This window comes from Shewanella sp. SM55, from assembly GCF_025654025.1.
GTDB lineage: Bacteria > Pseudomonadota > Gammaproteobacteria > Enterobacterales > Shewanellaceae > Shewanella > Shewanella oncorhynchi.
Genome location: NZ_JAKKRS010000011.1, coordinates 80,584 through 103,205 on the forward strand (window position 1 = coordinate 80,584; position 22,622 = coordinate 103,205).

Consider the following 22,622-nt stretch of genomic DNA (forward strand, 5'->3'; position numbering starts at 1 on the left):
CCCACGAGGAAACCGATATGAGTACGCAAACAGGCGAAGTGTCGGCATTAAATACTCAATGGTTACAAACCTTTGAATGTTATCTGAGTACCGAGCGACAGTTGTCTGCCCATACAGTACGGAATTACCTTTACGAGCTTAATCGCGGTAGCGATCTCTTGCCCGAAGGCGTGCATTTACTCAATGTGAGCCGCGAGCATTGGCAGCAAGTGTTAGCCAAATTGCACCGCAAAGGTTTAAGCCCGCGATCGCTTTCTCTGTGTTTATCTGCGGTAAAACAATGGGGTGAATTTTTGCTGCGCGAAGGCGTGATTGAACTTAATCCCGCCAAAGGCTTAAGTGCCCCCAAACAAACCAAACCACTGCCGAAGAATATTGATGTCGATGCCATCAGTCATTTGCTGGACATTGAAGGTACAGATCCGCTGAGTCTGCGTGATAAAGCCATGATGGAATTGTTTTATTCCAGTGGTTTACGTTTAGCGGAACTCGCCGCGCTCAATTTATCCAGTGTGCAATATGATTTGAAAGAAGTGCGAGTCTTAGGTAAAGGTAATAAGGAGCGTATCGTCCCTGTCGGTCGTTTGGCGATTACAGCGCTGCAGAATTGGCTCAATTGCCGAAAGCAGATCCCCTGTGAAGATAACGCCTTATTTGTGACTGAAAAAGGCAAGCGACTCTCCCATCGCAGTATTCAGGCGCGCATGGCTAAATGGAGTCAAGAGCAGGCATTATCGGTGCGAGTACATCCCCATAAGCTGCGCCATTCCTTTGCCACTCACATGTTAGAAGCGAGCGCCGACTTGCGGGCGGTACAAGAATTATTGGGTCATGCGAACCTAGCGACCACGCAAATTTACACCAGTTTGGATTTCCAACACTTAGCTAAGGTGTATGATAACGCCCATCCTAGAGCGAAAAAAACACAGGATAAATAATGCGTTGCTATCTTAGGCCTCAACATATTCAAGCGATCAGTTTCGATCTCGACGATACCTTGTACGACAATCTGCCGCATATTTTAAATGCCGAAGCTGAGCTGGCGACGTTTCTGTTGCAGACTTATCCATTATCGCAGGCGTGGCAACCCCATGATTGGCGCAGGCTAAAACTGCAACTTTTGCAGCAAAATCGTGAGCTCGCCCACGATACTAGCGCCGCCCGTTTAGCTACGCTTCGCCAAGGCCTAATACAATTAGGATATTCGGCGACTGAAGCCGAACGCGGCGCCGAGCAAGGATTAGCATGCTTTTATTTTTATCGCAGCCATTTTCAAGTGTCTGACGAAGTGCTCTTATTACTCAAGCGCTTATCGCAGCATTTTAGATTAGTCGGGATCACCAATGGCAATGTGGACGCCGAGCGGATTGGTTTAGGGGAAACTTTCGAGTTTGTGTTGCATCCAGGTAATGGCGTGCATATGAAACCCGCTAAAGACATGTTCGCATTAGCTTGCTCGCGGTTAAAGATTGCACCGCAACACTTACTGCATGTTGGTGATAGCATGAATGCAGACGTTCGTGGTGCTCGGTTGGCGGGGTGCCAGTCTGTGTGGCTAAATCCCAGTTTTGGTCGAGTCGATTCCTTACCGATCGCCGCCTTGTTGCCCCATTTAGAAATAGCCTCCCTCGACGCTTTGATAAAAGTATTGGCTATCGACGTAAACTAACTTAGCGTGCATTTTTAATCTGTATCTTTGGGTGATTGAGATCAAGGTTTGCCAGCCAAATTTGCACTAAAGTTAAGTTTTATATCACTAAAGTCACTGACTAAGGCTATTTTATGGCGCGTATCGGGTTGTTATTACTGCTCTCTTTATGTTGGATCGCGCCGGTATCGGCCCATGAGATCCATTCAGGTGGCGGTTTCATGTCGGGTTTTAATCATCCCGTATTGGGCTTCGATCACTTGCTGGCTATGTTGAGTGTGGGCATGTTGAGCACCCAGCTCGGTGGCCGCGCGATTTGGACTGTCCCCTTAGCATTTGTCACCTTTATGTTAGTGGGCGGGATTTTAGGTTTATATGCCATTGCCGTTCCCTTCGTTGAAATCGGCATTGCCCTTTCGGTATTATTGCTCGGCCTTGCCATTGCTTTTGATCGCCAAATCCCATTGTTATTCGCCATGGCCTTTGTGGGCGTATTCGCGATTTTTCATGGTCACGCCCACGGCGCAGAAATGCCTGAATTGGCTAGCCCAGTCCTGTATGCCCTAGGATTTTTATTTGGTACAGCAGTCATCCATTTAGGCGGAGTAATGATAGGCCTTGGAATGCAGCGGATGACAGGGCAACGCAATTTAATGCGCGTTACTGGCGTAGCGATTGCGGCCATGGGCGGCTATCTATTAGCAGGTTTTTAACGTAATAACAGGATGTTAGATTTACTGGATTAACGTGCCTTGAGTTGCTTCATGCAAAGATGGGCGCGGCGTAGCAGTAGATTGACTTGCCGACGGCTCGCGTGCATGTCGGCATCTCCCACCCTAAAATAACTCCCAGTGTAAGGATCGCTGCCGACGTAGATAGGTTTTAGCTGCTCAGGCGCCAGCGGTACGCGGATACGAATGAGTTTTTTGTTCATAATTTCAATAATCTGTACATCTGAAATTGCTAAAAGATTGTGACTAGTGCGACTCGGGTCATCGAGTATTTCCCAAAATTCTTGTAGAACAGGAAGCGGGTTGGGAATGCCTTCAATACTGAAATGGCCACGTTCTTCGCGTACCCCTAGGATGATTTCGCCACCCAAAGTATTGGCAAAAGAGCTATAAGTCGCCCAAATGTCTTCGGGTAATTGACCTTGGCCATCGCGGCCACCTGCGAGTTTAAATTCTACTTGGGCCGATTCGTGCAAATTGGCAATATCATCGAGTGCAAATGATTGAAATGTCATGGCAGCTTATCCGTCAGCGACACATGACTTGTTGTAGCACGTCAACAATTGAAAGGCCAGACTTAGGTCTGGCCTCAAGGTTAAGCGGAAAATCTGTAATTTGGAGCCGCTACGGGATAAACATTTAATCAATTATTGAGTCAGACCCAATGCCTTAGGAAAAAGAATATTGTTTTCTAAGTGAATATGCTGATGTAAGTCCGCCTCAAATTCCGCCAGAGTGGCATAACAAACACGCCATGTAGTGCACGCATATTCAGGTGGTGTGAAGTCGTTAGTGAGCTCGTGTAATTTTTGCAAAATCAAACCGACTTCTTCATGCTCATGTTGCATCGCATTGATGGGGTTGCCAATATGGCCAAAGCAAGCCTCAACCTGCTCTCCATGACTCATGGCGCGGATCGCCGGAAACAGTATTTTTTCTTCCTTCATTAAATGTGGCATTAAGTCTTCAACTAAGGCTCGTACCCAACCCGCAAAGGGAACGATTTCGGCATAGTGCTCACCGTGAGCGCGAATCATTTTCTCGGAATATTCGACCAATAAAGGGGCTTTTTCGCGCACGTATTGATGGTGCGTTGATTCTATATATTCGATAAGTTGATCTAAGGGTAATTGATTTAATTCATCTTCTTTGCCACCGGTAAGTGTTGCGGCATTCAGCGCAGCAACCACTTTTGCGGGATCTACATCTGCACGCTCACAGGCGACCGCCAGTGATTTACCCCCGCCACAACAAAAATCGATACCAAATTGACTAAACACATGTGCGCGGCGAAAGTCTTCTGCCACTAGTTCACCTATTTTTCGTTCTAGCCAATGATTGTGTTGAGAATTAAACCCATGGGGTGGGAGTTGTGCATCTTTTGAGACAGAAGTAGCAGACATGAGTAGCTCCAGAGCAGCAATAAATTTACATTCATATTATTTGCAGCTTTTAATCGTGGCAACTAAACCCGACTAAAATACTCAGGATTTGCCGATGATGTCACAGTTAGACGAGCGAAATATCTCTTAAGGAGTAGAAGGGTATTGCTTTGATTGGAAATGAGATTGGAGCTGTGAGTTATCAATATTCTATAGGAGGTATGCAGTTGTGGTTTGCTGAGAGGCTTAGTTTGTTGTGATGAGCGATGCAGTTAAGTTAGAGAGAGGTGTGTTGCACCTCTCTCAGCGGGTCTTGCTAAGCTACTGTGAGTAATGATTACCCGAGTTGTCCCGCAATCATAAGTTCTTTTGTTTCAGGGACTTCATTATAGGATAAAACATGAAGTCCACGGGCGAATGCTAATGCATAACGCGCGAGGAAAGGCCTGAGTTGTGGAGAAACAAGTAGGATAGGGTTATAGCCTTTCTCTTTTGTCTCCGCGAGTAATTGGGGCATTCTTTGTTGTAGCTGCGCCAGTAGATTAGGTTCGATAGGGAAACTATCCAATGCAACTCTGCCCTGTTGCTGCGATTGATTTAACGCTGTCATTAAGGTTTGTTCTAATTCTGCGGTCAGCGTAAGTACATTCAACTGCGGACTGCTGCCTGCGATTTGATGCAAAATACTATTGCGTAAAGCGCAGCGCACATCGGCGGCGAGTAGAACGGGATCTTTGGTTTGCTCGCTGCATTCCAGCAAGGTCGTTGCTATGGTGCGTATGTCTTTTAGCGGCACTTGCTCTTTGAGTAACAAGCGGAAAACTTTGAGTAACTGAATGGGGGTTAAACAGGTACTGAGTGATTCCGCCAGTTTGGGGGCTTGCTTACTGAGCCTGTCAGTTAATTGCATAATATCATCATGTTGCAATAATTCAGGCAGTGATTCGCGCAATAACTTACTGACATGAGTGGCAATGATTGTCGCATTATCGACGACCGAATAACCTAAGTTAAGTGCTTTGGCCTTTAACTCTGGTGCAATCCAAATGGCATCCATTTGGTAAGCGGGTTCCTTGGTTAAAATCCCATCAATTTTACCGTAAACAGGACCACTTTTTATTGCGAGCAGCAGATCAGGTTCTAATTCGGCGATAGCCACTTGAGTGCCCATAAAGTTAATTTGGTATGCATGTGGTGCTAAAGCTAGATTGTCGCGCACTCTCACTTCCGATAGCAGAAATCCGATTTGTTCTGAAAGAGTACGTCTGATCCCTGTTAGGCGTTTTTGTAATTCTGCTCCTTTGGTTTTTTCGACTAGATGAACCAATCTATAACCTAATCGTACTTCGATGATGTCGGTAAAAGGCAGGGATTCCCAGCTTGGCGCTGAAGGTTCTGTCAGGCTGGTTTCTATGAGTTCTTCAGTTTTCTCTTCAGTAAAGGAGGCCTTATTCTGGTTTTGTTTCCACGCCGCAAAGCCTAGTAGTATTGCAAAAGATAAAAATACCAGTGCTGGCATGCCTGGGGTGATACCGAGAATCGCCATCACAATGGCTGCAGTGGCTAAGGTTCTCGGGTTAGCCAGTAACTGTCGACTCAATTGGGTCGGCATTTCTTCTGCGTCGGATACCCTAGTCACAATAATTGCGGCAGCAGTGGCGAGTAGTAATGATGGAATTTGTGCAACTAGGCCATCACCAATGGTTAATAACGCATAGGTTTTAAAGGCTTCTGTTGTACTCAGATCATGCATAAAGATGCCTATGCTGATCCCGCCAATAATGTTGATTGCTAAGATCAAGAGTCCTGCGATGGCATCTCCTCTCACAAATTTTGAGGCTCCATCCATGGAACCATAAAAGTCTGCTTCTCTGGCGACATCTTGGCGACGTAGGCTGGCTTGTTCGTGTGTGAGTGTGCCAGCATTGAGATCGGCATCGATTGCCATTTGCTTACCCGGTAGGGCATCCAATGTAAATCGCGCCGATACCTCAGAGATCCGCTCGCCACCCTTAGTGATTACAACAAAGTTAATAATCATTAGAATTAAGAAGATAACCGCACCGACGACATAGTTTCCGCCAATAACGACTTCACCGAAGGCTTGGATCACTTTACCCGCAGCATCGCCTCCTTCATGACCTTCAATGAGTACTACGCGCGTCGATGCAACGTTTAAGGTTAAACGCATTAAGGTCGCAAGGAGCAATAAGGTTGGGAATACAGAAAACTCTAACGGTCGTCTGATCGATACGCTCACCAGCAGCACCATGACGGCAAGGACGATGTTAAATGTAAACAAAATGTCCAGTAGCCATGCAGGCAGCGGTAAAATCACCATTGCCAGAATAGCGAGCAGCATGACGGGAATGCCGATATAGCTGTAATTTCCTGAAAAGGTGCGAGAAAGCCAATTCATAGGTTAAGCAATCCTTTAATCGTGACGTAAATTAGGGGGAATAAAAAAATGTGGTAAAGGGTCAGGTTTCTGCTGTAAGCCCTTACGAGATGCTTTTATTTGCATGACATAACTTAATACGTGCGCTATGGCGATAAAAAGGGCACTGGGTATCTGTTGATCTACTTGCGTTGAATGATAAATAGCCCGCGTGAGCGGTGGGATATCAATAATTTCAATATCATGTTTTTTAGCGAGTTCTCGCATATAGAGGGCGAGTTCTTCGGTGCCTTTAGTGATAACGTAAGGCGCATCCGCTAAGTCAGGATTGTATTTTAATGCCACGGCATAGTGAGTGGGATTAACCAAGAGAACATCCGCTTTTGGAATGGTGGTATCTGCCCGAGAGCGAGCCATTCGTTGCTGTATTTGGCGGATTTTAGCTTTAATCTCTGGCTTACCTTCTTGCTGGGTATGCTCGTCTTTGACCTCTTGACGTGACATACGTAATTCTTTGCTGTTATGCCAATATTGGTAAGGCACATCAATAAAGGCGATCACGAGCAGCCCAGTACCAAGATAAAACATGCCTTGCGACAGTAGATTGATGCCATCGCGAACCGCTTCATCAATAGGGCGTTGATTGTAGCTAAGTAGTTCTTGTAAGTGACCATTCAAGAAAACCAACATAATTCCGATCAGTAACACAATCTTTAGGCATGACTTGAGTAACTCAACAAGAGATTGAGCGGAAAATATTCTTCCGACACCGGCAAGAGGATCGATACGACTGTACTTAAAATTAGCATTTCCAAAATTAAATATCGGCCCCCCAGGTAAGGCTCCTGCAACTGCGGCCAACAGAGCAACCATGATGAATAGTGGGCCTAAGATGCTTAGCATTTCGACTAGGCTGGCGCCAAGATGGCGCATCATGATGTCAGGTTGATCTAACTCTGCCCGCGTGAGCAGCATATTGTATTTAGCTAATCCACTGACTCTCGTCGCAAACCAATCCGCATTACTGGTCAGCATGACAGAGCAACCAACAACCAGTGCTGCGGAGGCAAGATCTTTAGAGCGTGGAACTTGGCCTTCTTCTCTCGCTTTACGCTTTTTCTGCGGTGTAGCTTCTTCTGTTTTATCTTGTTGGGGCGTTTTACTCATGAGATCCCTCCGATAAATTGGTACATGGCAGTTAATGCGTCTAAGCACAGATCACTGTAACGAGTTGGAATGCCGCTTAACGAAAGGAAGACGCAAATCAAGCCCATCAACAAGGTCATGGGAAACCCGAGCGAGAAGATGTTTAATGACGGCGCAGCGCGGCTTAATACACCAAAAGTGATGTTAACCATTAACATGGCGAGTACTGCGGGTATGGCGAGCATCAGCGATGCAGCAAATAGCCAGCCCATTCGACTAACCAATCCCATTAGCGGTAAGTCAAAAATCCCATTTCCAATTGGCCATAAACGAAAGCTATCAACAATGATGTTGAGACCGACTAAATGGCCGTCAAGAGCCAGAAAAATCAATGTACCAAAGATTTGTAACCATTCACTGAGAATGGGGTTGGTGTCGCCATTAGCAGGATCGTTCATCACCGCCATCGCTAGACCCATCTGCATCGACATAATAGTGCCAAGCATGGTCATCACATGGATTAAAATGGTTAAAAATAGCGCGAGCATAAATCCAATCAGTAGTTGTTCTATGGCTAAAAATAATGATCCAAGCGAGAGCGCATCGACAGCGGGAACGGGTGGCAGCATAGGTGCAATAAGCGCTGCAATACTTAAGGCAAGAAAAATTCTTACTGTTGCAGGCACATAAGAATTACCTAACAAGGGCATTATCATAAATGCCCCCATGATCCGGCAGAATGGCCACCAAAGGCTGCCGATTAACATGCTGAGTTCGGTTGAGGTGAGGGAAAGCATATCAACCGATAATATGAGGAATATTCATAAACAGCCTGTCAAATAAATCACTTAGCTGTTGTATGAGCCAATGGCCTGAAAACAGAACCATAAGTAGAGTAATGATAAGCCTTGGCAGAAAACTCAAGGTTTGTTCATTGACCTGTGTCGCAGCCTGAAATACCGCAACGATTAAGCCTAGAATGAGTCCCGGTGTCACCAACACAGAAACCATGATGATGACGAGAAACATTGAGTCAGCAAAGAGCGAGGTCAGTTCATTGATGTCCATCTAGCTACCCAAAACTTGCGGTTAAGGTGCTTACTGTCATAGACCATCCATCGACTAATACAAAAACCATCAGTTTAAATGGGAGAGAAATAATTAACGGTGACAACATCATCATCCCCATAGACATGAGGACACTTGCGACAACCAAGTCGATAACTAAGAAAGGTAAGAAAAGTAAGAAGCCAATTTGGAAAGCTGTTTTGAGTTCACTCAGTACAAATGCGGGCATAAGGACAAAAAAGGGGACTTCCTCTGCTGCTTTCATGTGTGTGGGTTCGTTAGCTATTTTCAGCATTTGCTCAAGATCAGTTTCTCTTGTCTGCGCCAGCATAAATCGAGTTAAAGGGATTTTGGCTATTGAGACAGCCTCCATCAATTCGATCTTACCTTGGTCATAGGGCAAATAAGCTTCCTTATAAATTTTGTCTCCCACTGGGCGCATAATAAAGATAGTGAGTACTAATGCTATCCCAACAAGCACTCGGTTAGGGGGACTTTGTTGTAGTCCGAGAGCTTGTCGGAGGATTGCTAATACAATGATAATACGAGTAAAACTGGTTAGCATCATCAGCATGATGGGCAAGAAACTAATGGCCGTCATGAGCGCTAAAATTTCGAGTTTAATGTTAACTGCTTGACTGTCTTGAGCGCTATCCAGTGTGAATAAGGTCAGTCCTTCCGATGCGAGGGCTTGGGGAGCAAACAATAGAATCGCCAGTAACAATACCCGAACTATCATTCGTTACTTGTCCCATCGAGAGTAATGCTCTCTATTTCCAGCAAACGTACGCCATATCTGCCTGCCACTTCTACGACTTCGCCTCTTCCTAATAGTGCACCATTTACTCTGATATCCAGCGGCTCACCTACCATACGGTCGAGTGCGATAACATCACCTTCACCCATCCGATTTAACTCACCCAAAGACATCTCAGCGCTGGCGAGTTCAAGGGTGACCTGTACGGGAAGTTGTTGGAAAAAGTTATTATTTTTTTTCACCTTACGGTTATCTGGTTTTGAAAATGCGCTTTCAGAGAAAATATCGTCCTCTAATAGAAAATCATCATCCGATAAAATAGATTGTTCAGCCAATGTCCTGCTCCTCATTTTGATAAACATCTTGAGTCAATTTCGCTACCATTTGTCCTTCATGACTATGCACAGAGGCATGGAATAGAGTCGTGTTTCCGATTGATAACAACGTTTTTGGATATAAATTAATGGGTAAAATATCTCCAGTTTTTAGCTGACTGAGTGATTGCACCGGGATGCTATGTTGCCCTAATGTCAGCTGCATTTTTATGGGGAGACTTTTTAGCCAGACGGCTAGTTTTGCGGGTAAATCCGCAGATACTTCAGATTTCTTAGGCTGTTCGGCCAGATGCCCCAGTAAATGCTCAGTTAAGCAAAAGAGCATTGGAGGGGTTAGTGGGCCATTGGTAAAATTGAACGACCATACTGCCGATACTGCGAGTGGCATATGGCCTTTTATAAGCTCAACTTCAAGATTATTGGTTACGATCGTGCTATTAGGTAGCTCCACCACCACGGAAAGTAGCAACTTTTTGGCTAACCTAAATTCAGATTGGCTGGGGTTTCTCAAAGGAGAACTTAATGGTGTTGAGGTATTACCGTAATAATTACTCGCCAATTGATCGAGCGTACAGCGATCAATTCTCCAATAACCGAGGGTATTTTGATGATGTTTTAATACAAACCATGCATAGCAATGTTCTGGAACGACAGGTGTTCTAGGTTCTGTTAACGTTGACCCTGAAACAGCGGGATGACCCTGTCTTAGTAGCGGAGATAGGATATTATTTATGGCATCGATAAGTGGACGATGTAGCTTTTCTAGCTGTTGCAATAATCGCGTTCTTGCTAGCTTTTCTTGAACTAGCATAATAGGTCTAATTATTTCATCAGAATTTGATTTTATAAGCCTAGCTTTCGCTGTCGTCTTCATTTTACTTCCTATTAAACGTATTTTTCCCGCTAGAATACTGCTTGGCGACCTCCGCGATTCAGTTGGTGTATGAAAAACATACACAAACAGAGAGCCTAATTTTTTATTTCTTTATCGTTAAGGATTAATGAATTTCTTAAAACAGTTAAGCGTCCTATCACATGATCATAAGGTTGAAAGCTGTTTTAAACGACGAGGATGATAAGGTAATAAGGCTAAAGTATTCAATAATAATTATAAGAAAAGCTGAAATATATGTGAATAGAATTCTAGGCCAACGGAGTTTGTAAATAAAATGTTTATTTTGAGATTGTATAAGAAGATATTAATGCTTTTTAGTCTTATATTTCAGCGTCAATAAATAGTCGGGCAGGTGTTATTTTGACGTTTGTCGATATTCTGGCGTAAAGGTATTAATGCTAGCGCTTACATGTTTACCATTAATGATGGATTTGTATGGGTTTTATTTTTGTTTTTGATTTTTATCGTTTTTTGTAATTATCGGTCTGCACTTTATTTAACCAAAAGGCGTAGTCCCCAAGTTTCTCATCATAATGAAAACTAACGGCGTTGTATTTTTATCATTATGATATGTTATTTTACAAATATATTTGGTATAAGTCAGTCCTAAGTTATATGTATCACTTTTTTACAGGTAATATTTATATTTCCAAGTGTTTTACTGCAATTTAAATTGATGGGAGCTTATTTTTTGAACATGGCGCATTAAATGTTGCTGGTGGTCACATTTTCTATTGATAATTGTGCAAGAACACATCTCTGCCTGATTTAAAACAGTGGTATTCCTTTATGGGTTGCGAATGTTAGTTATCGAGTGACGAGTCTTGTCCGTGCTTTTATATCTGTTGCGGAAGTTTTTCTTCCTCAGCCTGTGTTTCGTCTTTTCTTGATTTGTTTAAGAGGCTTAGTAATTAGTCTCTCATTCTATCGAGATGATAGCGCATTAGCGGTAATAGCTTTTATATACATTCATGCACAGATACTTAATCGGTCTAAATAAAGGTGTTATTTAATGTTCTGTAAACGAAAGGGAGTTAGTGAGTGGGTGGCCTAAGTATACGGATTGAAGGATTAAACATATCTGCTGAACTTGCATGCTCGATAGCACAGGAAGATTTTTATCTGTGGAGTGATGCAATGGAATTACCTTGGCTCACTATCGTTAACTTGTCGGATTGTAGTCCTTGTGATGTGAAGTCTTATCTTGCCCGTTTTCCTGGCCGTAATATCGTCGCGTTATTAGCACCAGAGCAAGGTGAGTTGGCAGCCGCAGCAATGCGTGCTGGCGTACAGGATTATCTATTAATCCCCGTAGAAACTGAGCAGCTACTTGCCTCCATTCAGCGATTACACCGTTTAGAATTACCTGATTCTAGTTTGGTTGTCGCGGCTTCTGTTAGTCGACAATTGTTGATGTTGGCCCATCGCGCCGCAACCACTGAGGCCAGTGTTTTATTATTGGGTGAAAGTGGTACCGGCAAGGAGCCGCTTGCTCGTTATATTCATCGCCATTCTTCTCGTTCTCATAAGCCTTTCGTTGCGATTAACTGTGCCGCCATCCCTGAAAGTATTCTTGAATCTGTCTTATTTGGTCATGTTAAAGGCGCCTTTACTGGCGCTATTTGCGATAAAGCAGGCAAATTTGAGCAGGCAAATGGCGGCACTTTATTACTCGATGAAATTGGTGAAATGCCCTTGCCGTTACAGGCAAAATTACTTCGGGTGTTACAGGAGCGTGAAGTCGAAAGACTCGGTGGGCAGCATGTTATTCCACTGGATATCAGGATCATTGCTTCTACCAATCGCGACTTAAGACAGGCCGTTGAGTTTGGTCATTTTAGGGAAGATCTGTTCTACCGCTTAGATGTGTTGCCTTTAAAAATCGCGCCTTTAAGAGAACGTAAGGCTGACATCCTCCCTTTAGCTGAGCATTTTTTAGGTTTATATGGTCAGTCTGATAACGCAAGTCGCTGCTATTTCAGTGAGCACGCAAGGCAAGTGCTTGTGACCTATGATTGGCCTGGAAATGTTAGAGAGCTCGAAAATTGTATTCAGCGTGCATTAGTGATGCGCAGAGGTCAGGCAATTCAAGTTGCTGAACTTGGATTAAACATTCAAGAAGAAACGCTCGAGTTAGAGCCTTTGGGCGCGACAGAAGGGCTTAAAGCGTCAAAACAACAGGCAGAATTTCAATATATTATTGATGTACTTAAACGTTTTAATGGACAACGCACGTTAAGTGCTCAGGCGCTAGGGATGACGACTAGAGCCTTAAGATATCGTCTCGTACAAATGCGAGAAGCAGGGATTGATATCGAAACGTTATTAGATCAAGCAGCGTAGAGCAATCAAAAAAGTAAATAGGAATGAAATATGTCTAATGGAGCGATTGGTAGCTCAAGTATGTTGATGGAAACCTTAAATATTCATCGTGAAGTGGCTAAAGGTGCGATCAACATCACTTCAAATCCAGCCGACAATGGTATGGCTTATGGCTCATTCACTGAGTTAATTAAAAGTAAAGTTTCTGCCGTCAACCAAGATCAGAATCAATCCTCTATGGCGATGGCTGCAGTCGATAGTGGTAAGAGTGATGACCTCGTCGGTGCCATGGTTGCTTCGCAAAAGGCCAGTTTGTCCTTTGCGACTATGCTCCAAATTCGTAATCGTCTTGTGCAAGCATTTGACGATGTAATGAAGATGCCTATTTAAGGAATTGTGTGAATGTCTACCACTTTTGTTCAATCAGGTCAGGATATTACCGGGACTGAATCTTCGTCAGGATTCATTGCTGGCATGACCCAAAAATGGCATCGTTTTAACCGTGGTGATCGTCAGGTCATAGCATTAGCTTTACTCGCTGTGGTTGTAGCTAGTGTCATAGTGCTGATGTTATGGACTGCTACTGCAGGGTATCGACCTTTATATGGCAGCCAAGAAAATGTCGATACCTCTCAAGTGTTAAATGTCTTGGATGCAGAAGGCATTGATTATCGCCTCGAGGCTAATACTGGGGCAGTCCTCGTTGCAGAAGAGCAAGTCGGTAATGCGCGTATGCTTTTGGCCGCAAAAGGGGTAAAAGCGAAAGTACCTTCGGGTATGGAGGCACTCGACAATACCGCGCTCGGCACGAGTCAATTTATGGAACAAGCTAAGTATCGCCATAGTTTAGAAGGTGAATTAGCTCGCACTATCATGTCGTTAAAGTCGGTCCGTGCCGCAAGAGTTCATTTGGCGATACCTAAACAAACTCTGTTTATCCGTCAGGAGCCTGAACTGCCGACGGCTTCCGTCATGCTACAGCTAGACCCGAATACTCGACTCTCTGAAACACAAGTTGAGGCTATTGTTAATTTGGTTGCTGGCAGTGTGACTGGACTAACGGCCAGTAATATCAAAGTTGTCGATCAAGATGGTCGATATTTAAGTGAGAACATTTCAGGCAATCAAGACCTTAGCCAGTCTAGAAACAAGCAGTTACAGTACACGCGTGAACTTGAGAATAGCTTAGTGGCTAATGCCGCCTCTATGCTCGAGCCTGTGCTTGGTCAAGATAATTTCCAAGTGCGGGTGACTGCAAAAGTAAACTTCAATCAGGTGGAAGAAACTAAGGAGTCACTCGATCCGCAAAATGTCGTGACTCAAGAGCGTACGAGTGTCGATGATTCAAGTAATAGTATTGCCGCGGGAATTCCCGGAGCTTTAAGTAATAAGCCACCCCAAGCAGGCAAAGAGGCGACGAATGATAAGACCCGTAATTTGAAGCAGGAAGAAAGTCGTCAATATGACGTTGGTCGTTCTGTGCGTCATGTTCGTTATCAACAAATGCAGCTCGAAAACCTCTCAGTTTCAGTGCTTATTAATAGTGCTACGGGTCAAGGAGCATTTAATGAAGAGGCCCAACTGGTCAAGTTTGGCAATATGGTTAAGGATGCCATCGGCTTTTCGGCGGCGAGAGGTGATAGTTTTACCATTAATGCCTTTGAGTTTACCCCAACCGTCGCTGCCGAATTTACGCCGTCACCTTGGTGGCAATCAGAAAATTACCAAGCTTATTTACGCTACATCATAGGCGGCATCCTTGGCTTTGGACTTATTTTGTTCGTATTAAGGCCGCTGGTTAAGCACTTGACCCGAACCGCTCAAATTACCGCGCCTAGAATTGAGCCCGTTGCATTAAGTGCCGCTTCCGCTGCTGCACTCGATGGGCATTCCGCCGATACTTTACCAAATCAAGCACATCAGTTACCGAGTGCCGACTGGCTAGGCAGTCAAGGTTTACCCGAGCCCGGCTCACCTTTGACCGTTAAAATGGAGCATTTAGCCTTGCTCGCAAACAAAGAACCCGCGCGTGTTGCAGAAGTGATAGCTCATTGGATAGGCGATAAAGACGGTGAATAATTCAATCGAAATTAAGATGGACAATTACGCCCAAGCGGCCATGTTATTACTGAGTATGGGAGAAGAAGGTGCTGCCATGGTCATGGCGCATTTGGATCGTAACGATGTGCAACACTTAAGCCATAAAATGGCGCGGTTATCGAGTATTACCCAGCAAGAAGCCGAGGCAGTACTCAGCCGTTTTTTCCAACGCTATAAAGAGCAATCGGGTATCGCCAGAGCCTCACGGTCCTATTTACAAAAGACACTCGATATCGCTTTGGGAGACAGAGTCTCTAAAAGTCTTATCGATAGCATTTATGGTGATGAGATTAAAGTGCTTGTTAAGCGTCTTGAATGGGTTGACCCCCAATTACTTGCCCGTGAAATCACCCATGAGCACTGCCAGTTGCAAGCGGTATTGTTGGGATTATTACCACCAGAAAGTGCCGCTAAAATCTTAAAAATGTTGCCTAGTGATAGCCAAGATGAGGTGCTCGTTCGTATTGCGCAACTTGGCGAATTAGACCGCAACGTTGTTGAGGAACTGCGAGAACTGGTTGAGCGCTGCATGTTGATGGCAATGGAGAAAAGTCACACGCAAGTGGCGGGAGTCAAACAGGTTGCCGATATCCTCAATCGCTTCGAAGGCGATAGAGAGCAGCTGATGGAAATGATCAAACTCCATGATAAGCAGATGGCGATTGATGTCACCGATAACATGTTTGACTTCATTATTCTTGGGCGACAAAAGCAAGAAACGTTGCAGACCTTATTAGGACAAGTACCTTCTGAAACCCTATCGTTAGCATTAAAAGGCATTGATTTTGAATTGAAAGATGCCTTGCTCAATGCCTTGCCTAAACGTATGTCGTCAGCGATTGAAACGCAAATTGAAGCGTTAGGTGGTGTACCTGTTAGCCGAGCGAGTGGTGCGCGTAAAGAGATAATGGAACTGGCGAAGCAATTAATGCAAGAAGGTGAAATTGAATTGCAGCTATTTGAAGAACAGGTCGTTGTTTAATGGAAAACAAGCATTCTCGTTGGCGTCTAAATACCAATCTCGCTCGTCGTTATCGTTTTCCTGCATTACACGATGCGGTGGAATCAAATTCCGATGCGGGCAGTGATTTTCAAAGTTATCAACAAGCATTCGATGAGGGTTATGACGAAGGTGTTATTCAAGGTAAGAGTGCGGGTTATGAGGCTGGCATAGAAGAAGGGCGCATTGCTGGACATGCAGCTGGTTTTCATCAAGGTCGGTTAGATGGGCAGTCAGCGGGTAGAGCATCCATCGATGAGCAGCTCAACAGTTTACTCGTACCGCTAGGTGCCTTGAGAGAACTACTCGAAGACGGTCATGCAAAGCAGGTTCGTGAACAGCAAAATTTGATCCTTGAATTAGTACGCCGAGTGTCACAACAAGTGATCCGCTGCGAGCTAACCCTGCAGCCACAACAAATTCTTAAGCTCGTTGAAGAAACCTTGAGTGCGTTGCCCGATGATCAAGCGGATATCAAAATCCATTTAGAGCCGAGTGCCGTGATTAAATTAAAAGAGCTCTCGGAAGATAAAATCCGTGGCTGGAATCTCATCGCTGATAGCAGTATTTCAGCGGGCAGTTGTCGAATTGTGAGTGATAAATCCGATGCAGATGCTTCAGTCGAGACACGACTCGATGCTTGCATGAAGCAGGTTGAAACCAAGTTGAATGAGGCTGAGATTGGAGTCTGATGTATTTCATGACGATTGGCCTCAGGTTCCAGTTGCAAGGGTTTATGGACGTCTCATTCGAGTCAATGGTCTATTGCTTGAGGCTGTTGGCTGTCAGCTTGGCATGGGTGATCGTTGCCAGATTGAAGGGCGAAATGGTCGTTTAATTGAGGCTGAAGTCGTTGGCTTTCATCGGGACGTATTGTGCCTTATGCCGATTGAGCCCACACAGGGCTTGATGCCAGGTGCCAGAGTGCTGCCTATTACGGATGAGCAAACAATTGCTATTGGTGATGGTTTGCTTGGCAGGGTGCTTGATGGACTTGGACAACCACTCGACTTACTGGGTGATTTAACCGGTGTTTCACAAGTCCCGCAATCTCACACGAGTTACAACCCTTTGCTGCGCCAACCTATTCGGCAGCCGCTAGATGTCGGAATTCGCGCCATCAATAGTTTGTTGCCTATTGGTAGAGGCCAGCGACTCGGGCTCTTTGCGGGCTCTGGTGTGGGTAAGAGTGTGTTATTAGGCATGATGACTCGTTTTACTGAAGCAGATGTCGTGGTGGTTGGCTTAATTGGTGAGCGTGGCCGTGAGGTCAGGGAGTTTATTGAAGAAACACTCGGTGAAGAAGGGCGTAAACGGGCTGTGATTATTGCAGCCCCTGCAGATACCACACCGCTCATGCGATTACGTGCAATGCGGTTATCCCACTCCATTGCCTGTGCTTTTAGAGATCAAGGTAAGCAAGTGTTGCTATTAGTCGACTCATTGACTCGTTATGCTCAGGCACAGCGTGAAATCGCCTTGAGTTTAGGTGAGCCTCCAGCAACCAAAGGCTATCCGCCATCGGCATTTGCACAGTTACCTAGACTGGTGGAAATGGCGGGCAATGGTGAACATCCGACGGGAACGTTAACCGCGTTTTATACCGTATTGGCCGAGGGTGATGATCAGCAGGATCCTGTTGCAGATGCAGCGAGAGCTATTTTAGATGGCCATATAGTGCTAAGTCGTAAATTGGCCGAGCAAGGACATTTCCCTGCGATTGATCTTAATGCGTCAGTGAGCCGCTTAGCCATGCACATAGCGACCTCTAGCAGTATTGAACAGAGTCAGATCTTTAGACATCTTTTGAGTCGTTACAATGAGGTTAGAGACTTATTACCTTTAGGTGGGTACCAAGCTGGCCAAGATCCTGAAATGGATCTTGCTGTGCGAGTGTATCCAGAAATGGCACGATTTTTACGCCAGACCACACACAGTAAAGTCAATCTGGCTGAAAGTTTAGTGCAATTGGAACAGTTGATGGGAGTTATGGGATATGAGCCAGCGTCATCTCTCTAAGTTACGTGTTCAAGCTGAAAAGAAATTAGCGCAGCTAGGGCAAAAACGCGATGATTCCAGCCTAAGCGTCCAACTAAATCAACAACAAAATCAAGCCTTAGCCCAAATGATATTGACTTATCGTGGTGCGAAAGAGGGCTCAAATGTTTTGCTCTGGCAAAATTCCGCAAGTATGGCGCAAGTGTTAGAGCCTATGCGGGTGAAGTTAGCTCAAAAGGAGGTTTTTCTACAACAGGAACAACTGCGTATTGATCGCCTATGGCGTAAGCAATTAGGGCGTCAGCAAGGTTTGAAGTGGCTTGAAAAACAAACACATATACAAGAACAAGCACAAGTGGCGCGCCGTGAACAGGCTATTGTTGATGATATGGCGGGTTTCTATTACAAGAATAAAGGCCAATAGGCGCTGTGTCATTACAGCTGAGAGCCACCTTTTAAACTATGTCCCATTAGCGAGGGCTTTGGTAACTCTCAATAATTCAGTTTGATTAGCGTTTGGCACCGTAATCAATTTCATGGTGTTGGCCATCTTGATTCAGGATACGGTTAATCGTTTCTTGCTGTATTACGAGCAATCTGCCGTTGGTTTCATTGGCTGTTTGGCTATCTTTAACTAAGAGCTGCAAGTTGTCCCATGACATTTTTATTTGCGGTCTTAGGTGATCAGGTAGCGCCGTGATTAAGCGTCTCATGCCACTATTGTCACTATTAAAACCTAGTGTCGCGAGATTTTCGCTTCGCTGTTTGGCTCTCAAAGCTAACTTGTTACACAGCGCAGTTTGACGCTCGTTATGGGCTAAGAGCGCATCATTATCCCTGCGTTGCATTAATTCACGTTGGTGCTTAAGCATTGATTTTAATTGACTATATCCATCAAGATCTTGACGAATATCGCGAATTAAACTTTGAACAAGTTCGCGCTTATTTACTTGACTATTATCCATGCTGTATCAATATCTTATCTGCAATTTTATCTAAGCTCAGCTCAAAGCTGCCATTACTTAAAGCCTGACGTATAGCAGCAACTTTATCTGTGTCAACGTCGGAGATGGTATGTAACTCTTTCTGGGTTTGTTCTAACAATTGCCAGTCGTGACTAATATCTTGTCGTGTTGGCGTTGATAGATTTTCTGATTCAACGGGCTTTCTGGGCGTATTAGCGCTCTTACTCGTGCTGAACTCAGTGCTCAAGGCACTGCTAATTTTATTAATTTCCATAGATGTTCATCGTCATAAATGGCTAGATATTAGATATAGGCGACCTAAATAGGATAAATCTAAAATAAATTTTTAAATTTATCCTAAGGTGGCTTAAATGTTAAAAACGGGTTTCAACTCTCCCCTTAGCTATGGGGTAGGCGGTAATGATTTTCCCTGAACTACTATTCCTCACTCTAATGGCATCACCTTGTTTACCCGCATCCATAGCAATCCCAATCATATTGGCATAAAAGGTGGCACTGACTGCTTCGATAATCACTTCATCTCCTATGCTCACGAGTTCTGGTGCACTTAAATTGCTTGCTCTTATGGGTTTGTTTTTGATTATTTTTCTGGCAACCGCTTGCCCTAAAATGTGTTTTTCATCAGTAATAATGTCTTGATCTGATGCAGTTAAGGGCAGCATTTGCCATTGTAGATTTTCTGATGTGACAACTTCATCTCTCTTAAGCGTTTTGTTGGCAACAGGAATGTAGGCGCTGAGAGCAACCTTGGCCCGAACATAGAGTGACCAGCCTTCAGAGGCACAGCTTATTTTTCGTTGGATCCGACCGAATGGGAGCCCTTTAGCAGCCTCGACTTGGAGCGCCGTGCTACACGTTTTTAGCTTGGCTGTGCTGGAAGGAATGTGCAGTGTGATTTTTTTGCTGACTTTTTTGATCTCTTGCGATTGTTGCCACTTAGCTATCTCTGCGGCTACGGAGTTTGTCATTTGCAGAGATATTTGTTCTGTCGCCGTGATCTTCCCTCTCGCGTGCACATTGAGCGGAAGTAACCCTATGCTCAGTAAGAAAGTGAGGGAAAAGAACTTTCCGTATATCGATAGCAATTTCATTTAACCAACTGTTTTATATGGATAAGTATATTGGCATGCTAATTGTAAGCTGCTCGACCATCTAAATTAATTACGCATACAGTACTAGGAGTTGAGATGGCTATCAACCTTGATAAAGCATTAGGAATACATCCTCAGACACTCGATTTTAGAGTGGAGAGAAGCAAGGTATTAGCGAGTAATTTAATCAATGCCGAAACTCCGGGGTACAAAGCGAGGGATTTGGATTTCAAAGCGGCCATGAAGCAAGTTGAAGCAGGCATGCAGATGAATCAAGAGTACAGCCTCGCTTATCGCATGCCTTATCAAAATTCTGCCGATGATAATACCGTGGAACTCGGTAAGGAACAGGCAAGATATTCACAGAATGCGATGGATTATCAAACGAGTTTGACATTTTTAAACATGAAAATAGCCGGTCTAAAGTCTGCTATTGAAGGTCGTTAGGAGCCTGTATGTCATTTGGCGATATTTATCAAATAGCGGGTGCTGGCATGAATGCTCAGACCATACGTTTAAATACGGTCGCGAGTAACTTAGCTAACGCTGGAACTGCCGCCGAAAACCCTGAGTCGGCCTATCGAGCATTAAAACCCGTATTTGCGACTATTTACGATGCGACTCAACAAGGTGCGATTGGTGCTTCGATTGAAGTGAGCGACATAGTCCAAGCGGATGCCCCATTGGATATGCGTTATGAGCCGAATCATCCCTTTGCCAATGAACAAGGTTATGTTGCCTACTCTAATGTGAACACGATTGAAGAAATGGCTGACATGATGGCGGCAAGTCGTTCATTTGAAACCAGTGTTGAAATCATGAATCGTGCGCGTTCTATGCAGCAAGGTTTATTGCAACTAGGGAATAAATAGCAATGGAATTGGCTCGCTCTGGTAACAACTCGATTCAGAATCCTGCAGGTGCATTAACGGCACCAGGGAATGATGCTGCGTCATTAAAGAATGAATTTATGACCTTAATGATTGCACAAATCAAGAATCAAGATCCCACTAAACCGCTTAACAGTGCTGAGTATATCTCTCAATTAGCGCAGTTTTCGCAGGTCGAAAGCTTAGAGGGAATGCGGAAGAATCAATCAAGCCAAATGGTCATGATGGAAAATTTGGGCATAGTACAGTCGGCATCTTTGATTGGTAAGAATGCCATGGTGCCTGTGTCTGAGTTTCAGCTCGATGGTGAAGCGGTTGAAGGCAAAGTGTATTTAGAGAATGCAGCTGAAGGCTTAGATCTTGAAATTATCGATGCACAAGGTCAGGTCGTTAGCACTATTCAACTCGGTGCTCAGGATGTTGGTGATGTTCGGTTCTCTATCGATCCTGCTGAGCTGGGGTTGTCTGCAGGCCAATATGAAATCAAAGCTAAGGCGACACTAGGTGAAAATAGTTTAGTTGCGCCAACGTATATTAAGGCACCGATCGAGAGAATCCATTTCTCCAGTGCATCCGGCATGATGATGGCTGAAATGGGCCATGGTGTTGGAGTTGTTTCTGTGCTCAATATTTCTGAAGTTTCTTAAATTATTTTTATAGGATATTAAGATGTCATTTAACATAGCTTTAAGTGGTTTACAGGCGACGACTCAAGATCTCAACACTATCAGTAATAACATTGCTAACGCATCGACGAGTGGGTTTCGCGGTGGCCGTAGTGAATTTGCATCCATTTATAATGGTGGTCAGGCGGGTGGCGTTGGCGTGATGTCAACGAGCCAAAACTTCTCTAAAGGTGGCAGCTTAACTTATACCGGTCGTCAGCTTGATATGGGGATCCAAGGCGAAGGCTTTTTTGTTCTCAAGGGGAATGATGGCGGCGCCATGTATGCTAGAGCAGGGATGTTCCATAAGGACAATCAAGGCTTTATAACCGATCCAGTCGGTAATCGTTTACAGGGATATTCTGTGAATGCGACGGGAAGATTGCAAACTGGCAATGCGGGTGATTTACAGGTACAAACGGCTTCTTTAGCGGCCAAAGCCACAACGAATGTCAGCATGGTTTCAAATCTCGATGCGAGAGTCGATGTTATTCCTCCAGCGGTCCCAGCCGTGCCATTTGATCCTAAAAATATTGATAGTTATCACTCTATTGGTACCACCAGTGTCTACGACTCTTTGGGTACTGAGCATGTGGTGACTCAGTATTATGTAAAAACAGCGCCGAATGAGTGGACGGTTAATTACACTCTGGATGGGACTCTTCTGCCAGACCAAACAACATTAAAATTTGATTCAAAAGGCATTTTAGATCCAACTACGACAAAGGATACCTTCGACCTTACATTGGGTAATGGGGCATCACCGCTTAAATTTGATATCAATTTTGATAAAAGCACTCAGTATGCCGCCAAATATAACAACTCCAGCTTATCTCAAGACGGTTACACCTCGGGTGAATTGAAAGGCGTGCGTCTGGATGACAATGGCATGTTGTATGGCACTTATACTAACGGCCAAGATCAATTACAGGGTCAGGTCGTCCTCGCAAACTTTAGTAATCCCAATGGTTTATCTGCCGTGAGTAACAATGCTTGGGTGGCTACAAATACCGCTGGGCAAGCGATTATGGGAGCGCCATCTACAGGAACTATGGGCACTGTAACGGGGGGGTATTTAGAGGGCTCGAATGTGGATACGACCGCTGAAATGGTTAACCTCATGTCGGCACAACGTAATTATCAATCTAACGCCAAAGTTCTTGATGTGAACTCGACTATGCAACAAGCATTACTTAATGCCATTTAAGAA

The 22,622-nt window shown here is 44.5% G+C and carries 26 protein-coding genes; 14 read left to right on the plus strand and 12 right to left on the minus strand.

Annotated elements, in window-relative coordinates; genetic code table 11:
- The first annotated feature begins 17 nt into the window (after positions 1-17).
- The 3 genes from xerC (at position 18) to L5L91_RS14480 (ending at position 2,361) form a co-directional block, all read left to right on the plus strand.
- Positions 18-938, plus strand: coding sequence for a tyrosine recombinase XerC (gene xerC, locus L5L91_RS14470; protein WP_263193318.1), 921 nt, complete (start codon positions 18-20; stop codon positions 936-938).
- Positions 938-1,669 (plus strand): HAD-IA family hydrolase, encoded by a 732-nt coding sequence (locus tag L5L91_RS14475; RefSeq protein ID WP_263236976.1) that lies wholly within the window; start codon positions 938-940, stop codon positions 1,667-1,669. The genes xerC and L5L91_RS14475 overlap by 1 nt, the downstream gene beginning before the upstream one ends.
- 113 nt (positions 1,670-1,782) lie before the next feature.
- Complete coding sequence (locus L5L91_RS14480; RefSeq protein WP_113940843.1) at positions 1,783-2,361, plus strand: HupE/UreJ family protein; 579 nt, start codon at positions 1,783-1,785, stop codon at positions 2,359-2,361.
- Between the two features lie 29 nt (positions 2,362-2,390).
- On the opposite strand, the gene L5L91_RS14485 is transcribed toward L5L91_RS14480, so the two are convergent.
- The 9 genes from L5L91_RS14485 to L5L91_RS14525 form a co-directional block, all read right to left on the minus strand.
- Positions 2,391-2,894, minus strand: coding sequence for a helix-turn-helix domain-containing protein (locus L5L91_RS14485; RefSeq protein ID WP_105250431.1), 504 nt, complete (start codon positions 2,892-2,894; stop codon positions 2,391-2,393).
- Positions 2,895-3,026: 132 nt separating this feature from the next.
- Positions 3,027-3,782 carry an iron-sulfur cluster repair di-iron protein gene (gene ric / locus L5L91_RS14490; RefSeq protein WP_198573128.1) on the minus strand — a complete coding sequence of 252 codons (756 nt, stop codon included), beginning with the start codon at positions 3,780-3,782 and terminating at the stop codon, positions 3,027-3,029.
- 316 nt (positions 3,783-4,098) lie between these two features.
- Complete coding sequence (flhA, locus tag L5L91_RS14495; RefSeq protein ID WP_168825899.1) at positions 4,099-6,180, minus strand: flagellar biosynthesis protein FlhA; 2,082 nt, start codon at positions 6,178-6,180, stop codon at positions 4,099-4,101.
- A gap of 15 nt (positions 6,181-6,195) precedes the next feature.
- On the minus strand, positions 6,196-7,326 hold the full coding sequence (gene flhB / locus L5L91_RS14500; protein WP_263148216.1) for a flagellar biosynthesis protein FlhB: 1,131 nt from the start codon (positions 7,324-7,326) through the stop codon (positions 6,196-6,198).
- Positions 7,323-8,102, minus strand: a complete 780-nt coding sequence (fliR, locus tag L5L91_RS14505) for a flagellar biosynthetic protein FliR (RefSeq protein ID WP_168825895.1) — start codon at positions 8,100-8,102, stop codon at positions 7,323-7,325. Before fliR ends, flhB begins: the two co-directional genes overlap by 4 nt.
- A gap of 1 nt (position 8,103) precedes the next feature.
- Positions 8,104-8,373: a flagellar biosynthetic protein FliQ gene (locus tag L5L91_RS14510; RefSeq protein WP_006083412.1), complete on the minus strand. Its 270-nt coding sequence runs from the start codon at positions 8,371-8,373 to the stop codon at positions 8,104-8,106.
- A 4-nt stretch (positions 8,374-8,377) separates the two neighbouring features.
- Positions 8,378-9,112: a flagellar type III secretion system pore protein FliP gene (gene fliP / locus L5L91_RS14515; RefSeq protein ID WP_263236978.1), complete on the minus strand. Its 735-nt coding sequence runs from the start codon at positions 9,110-9,112 to the stop codon at positions 8,378-8,380.
- Positions 9,109-9,465 carry a FliM/FliN family flagellar motor switch protein gene (locus tag L5L91_RS14520; protein ID WP_011848040.1) on the minus strand — a complete coding sequence of 119 codons (357 nt, stop codon included), beginning with the start codon at positions 9,463-9,465 and terminating at the stop codon, positions 9,109-9,111. Before L5L91_RS14520 ends, fliP begins: the two co-directional genes overlap by 4 nt.
- Positions 9,458-10,339 (minus strand): FliM/FliN family flagellar motor C-terminal domain-containing protein, encoded by an 882-nt coding sequence (locus L5L91_RS14525; RefSeq protein ID WP_263236979.1) that lies wholly within the window; start codon positions 10,337-10,339, stop codon positions 9,458-9,460. Before L5L91_RS14525 ends, L5L91_RS14520 begins: the two co-directional genes overlap by 8 nt.
- Positions 10,340-11,401: 1,062 nt before the next feature.
- On the opposite strand from L5L91_RS14525, the gene L5L91_RS14530 reads away from it, so the two are divergent.
- Genes L5L91_RS14530 through L5L91_RS14560 form a run of 7 tightly spaced genes read left to right on the plus strand, consistent with a single transcriptional unit; the run spans position 11,402 to position 18,204 of the window.
- Positions 11,402-12,703 carry a sigma-54 dependent transcriptional regulator gene (locus L5L91_RS14530; RefSeq protein ID WP_263236980.1) on the plus strand — a complete coding sequence of 434 codons (1,302 nt, stop codon included), beginning with the start codon at positions 11,402-11,404 and terminating at the stop codon, positions 12,701-12,703.
- 30 nt (positions 12,704-12,733) lie between these two features.
- Complete coding sequence (fliE, locus tag L5L91_RS14535; RefSeq protein ID WP_261272829.1) at positions 12,734-13,072, plus strand: flagellar hook-basal body complex protein FliE; 339 nt, start codon at positions 12,734-12,736, stop codon at positions 13,070-13,072.
- 12 nt (positions 13,073-13,084) lie between these two features.
- A complete protein-coding gene (gene fliF / locus L5L91_RS14540; protein WP_219255430.1) occupies positions 13,085-14,761 on the plus strand; it encodes a flagellar basal-body MS-ring/collar protein FliF in 1,677 nt (558 codons plus the stop codon).
- A gap of 16 nt (positions 14,762-14,777) precedes the next feature.
- Positions 14,778-15,764 (plus strand): flagellar motor switch protein FliG, encoded by a 987-nt coding sequence (locus tag L5L91_RS14545; protein ID WP_049821660.1) that lies wholly within the window; start codon positions 14,778-14,780, stop codon positions 15,762-15,764.
- Positions 15,764-16,474, plus strand: a complete 711-nt coding sequence (fliH, locus tag L5L91_RS14550; RefSeq protein ID WP_131523389.1) for a flagellar assembly protein FliH — start codon at positions 15,764-15,766, stop codon at positions 16,472-16,474. Before L5L91_RS14545 ends, fliH begins: the two co-directional genes overlap by 1 nt.
- Positions 16,452-17,801, plus strand: coding sequence for a FliI/YscN family ATPase (locus L5L91_RS14555; RefSeq protein WP_113940831.1), 1,350 nt, complete (start codon positions 16,452-16,454; stop codon positions 17,799-17,801). The genes fliH and L5L91_RS14555 overlap by 23 nt, the downstream gene beginning before the upstream one ends.
- On the plus strand, positions 17,779-18,204 hold the full coding sequence (locus tag L5L91_RS14560; RefSeq protein ID WP_131523390.1) for a hypothetical protein: 426 nt from the start codon (positions 17,779-17,781) through the stop codon (positions 18,202-18,204). Before L5L91_RS14555 ends, L5L91_RS14560 begins: the two co-directional genes overlap by 23 nt.
- Before the next feature lie 85 nt (positions 18,205-18,289).
- Here the strand turns inward: L5L91_RS14560 and L5L91_RS14565 are convergent, their stop codons facing one another.
- From L5L91_RS14565 to flgA, 3 genes are all read right to left on the minus strand, one after another.
- Positions 18,290-18,745, minus strand: a complete 456-nt coding sequence (locus L5L91_RS14565; RefSeq protein ID WP_113940829.1) for a flagellar protein FlgN — start codon at positions 18,743-18,745, stop codon at positions 18,290-18,292.
- The gene (gene flgM / locus L5L91_RS14570; RefSeq protein WP_113940828.1) at positions 18,738-19,019 is read right to left on the minus strand and encodes a flagellar biosynthesis anti-sigma factor FlgM; all 282 of its coding nucleotides are present in this window, start codon (positions 19,017-19,019) and stop codon (positions 18,738-18,740) included. Before flgM ends, L5L91_RS14565 begins: the two co-directional genes overlap by 8 nt.
- 100 nt (positions 19,020-19,119) lie before the next feature.
- On the minus strand, positions 19,120-19,734 hold the full coding sequence (gene flgA, locus L5L91_RS14575; protein ID WP_263236982.1) for a flagellar basal body P-ring formation chaperone FlgA: 615 nt from the start codon (positions 19,732-19,734) through the stop codon (positions 19,120-19,122).
- A 219-nt stretch (positions 19,735-19,953) separates the two neighbouring features.
- Between flgA and flgB the strand changes: the two genes are divergently transcribed.
- The 4 genes from flgB to flgE are packed head-to-tail and all read left to right on the plus strand — an operon-like array spanning position 19,954 to position 22,619.
- Positions 19,954-20,304, plus strand: a complete 351-nt coding sequence (gene flgB / locus L5L91_RS14580; protein ID WP_113940826.1) for a flagellar basal body rod protein FlgB — start codon at positions 19,954-19,956, stop codon at positions 20,302-20,304.
- An 8-nt stretch (positions 20,305-20,312) separates the two neighbouring features.
- The gene (flgC, locus tag L5L91_RS14585) at positions 20,313-20,729 is read left to right on the plus strand and encodes a flagellar basal body rod protein FlgC (protein WP_113940825.1); all 417 of its coding nucleotides are present in this window, start codon (positions 20,313-20,315) and stop codon (positions 20,727-20,729) included.
- Positions 20,730-20,731: 2 nt separating this feature from the next.
- Entirely contained in the window at positions 20,732-21,394 is a 663-nt protein-coding gene (locus tag L5L91_RS14590) for a flagellar hook assembly protein FlgD (protein WP_263236984.1), read from the plus strand.
- Positions 21,395-21,416: 22 nt separating this feature from the next.
- Positions 21,417-22,619, plus strand: coding sequence for a flagellar hook protein FlgE (gene flgE, locus L5L91_RS14595; protein ID WP_113940823.1), 1,203 nt, complete (start codon positions 21,417-21,419; stop codon positions 22,617-22,619).
- Positions 22,620-22,622 lie beyond the last annotated feature (3 nt).

Excerpts from the sequence above, each read along its gene's own strand:
- fliP (WP_263236978.1), bottom strand. The coding sequence starts at position 9,112 with ATGATAGTTCGGGTATTGTTACTGGCGATTCTATTGTTTGCTCCCCAA.
- flgE (WP_113940823.1), top strand. The coding sequence starts at position 21,417 with ATGTCATTTAACATAGCTTTAAGTGGTTTACAGGCGACGACTCAAGAT.
- fliE (WP_261272829.1), top strand. The coding sequence starts at position 12,734 with ATGTCTAATGGAGCGATTGGTAGCTCAAGTATGTTGATGGAAACCTTA.
- flhA (WP_168825899.1), bottom strand. The coding sequence starts at position 6,180 with ATGAATTGGCTTTCTCGCACCTTTTCAGGAAATTACAGCTATATCGGC.
- L5L91_RS14560 (WP_131523390.1), top strand. The coding sequence starts at position 17,779 with ATGAGCCAGCGTCATCTCTCTAAGTTACGTGTTCAAGCTGAAAAGAAA.
- L5L91_RS14545 (WP_049821660.1), top strand. The coding sequence starts at position 14,778 with ATGGACAATTACGCCCAAGCGGCCATGTTATTACTGAGTATGGGAGAA.
- flgB (WP_113940826.1), top strand. The coding sequence starts at position 19,954 with ATGGCTATCAACCTTGATAAAGCATTAGGAATACATCCTCAGACACTC.
- L5L91_RS14475 (WP_263236976.1), top strand. The coding sequence starts at position 938 with ATGCGTTGCTATCTTAGGCCTCAACATATTCAAGCGATCAGTTTCGAT.
- flgM (WP_113940828.1), bottom strand. The coding sequence starts at position 19,019 with ATGGAAATTAATAAAATTAGCAGTGCCTTGAGCACTGAGTTCAGCACG.
- L5L91_RS14480 (WP_113940843.1), top strand. The coding sequence starts at position 1,783 with ATGGCGCGTATCGGGTTGTTATTACTGCTCTCTTTATGTTGGATCGCG.
- L5L91_RS14525 (WP_263236979.1), bottom strand. The coding sequence starts at position 10,339 with ATGAAGACGACAGCGAAAGCTAGGCTTATAAAATCAAATTCTGATGAA.
- fliR (WP_168825895.1), bottom strand. The coding sequence starts at position 8,102 with ATGCTTTCCCTCACCTCAACCGAACTCAGCATGTTAATCGGCAGCCTT.
- L5L91_RS14565 (WP_113940829.1), bottom strand. The coding sequence starts at position 18,745 with ATGGATAATAGTCAAGTAAATAAGCGCGAACTTGTTCAAAGTTTAATT.
- xerC (WP_263193318.1), top strand. The coding sequence starts at position 18 with ATGAGTACGCAAACAGGCGAAGTGTCGGCATTAAATACTCAATGGTTA.
- ric (WP_198573128.1), bottom strand. The coding sequence starts at position 3,782 with ATGTCTGCTACTTCTGTCTCAAAAGATGCACAACTCCCACCCCATGGG.
- L5L91_RS14510 (WP_006083412.1), bottom strand. The coding sequence starts at position 8,373 with ATGGACATCAATGAACTGACCTCGCTCTTTGCTGACTCAATGTTTCTC.
- L5L91_RS14555 (WP_113940831.1), top strand. The coding sequence starts at position 16,452 with ATGAGGCTGAGATTGGAGTCTGATGTATTTCATGACGATTGGCCTCAG.
- flgA (WP_263236982.1), bottom strand. The coding sequence starts at position 19,734 with ATGACAAACTCCGTAGCCGCAGAGATAGCTAAGTGGCAACAATCGCAA.
- L5L91_RS14485 (WP_105250431.1), bottom strand. The coding sequence starts at position 2,894 with ATGACATTTCAATCATTTGCACTCGATGATATTGCCAATTTGCACGAA.
- flgC (WP_113940825.1), top strand. The coding sequence starts at position 20,313 with ATGTCATTTGGCGATATTTATCAAATAGCGGGTGCTGGCATGAATGCT.
- L5L91_RS14590 (WP_263236984.1), top strand. The coding sequence starts at position 20,732 with ATGGAATTGGCTCGCTCTGGTAACAACTCGATTCAGAATCCTGCAGGT.
- fliH (WP_131523389.1), top strand. The coding sequence starts at position 15,764 with ATGGAAAACAAGCATTCTCGTTGGCGTCTAAATACCAATCTCGCTCGT.
- flhB (WP_263148216.1), bottom strand. The coding sequence starts at position 7,326 with ATGAGTAAAACGCCCCAACAAGATAAAACAGAAGAAGCTACACCGCAG.
- fliF (WP_219255430.1), top strand. The coding sequence starts at position 13,085 with ATGTCTACCACTTTTGTTCAATCAGGTCAGGATATTACCGGGACTGAA.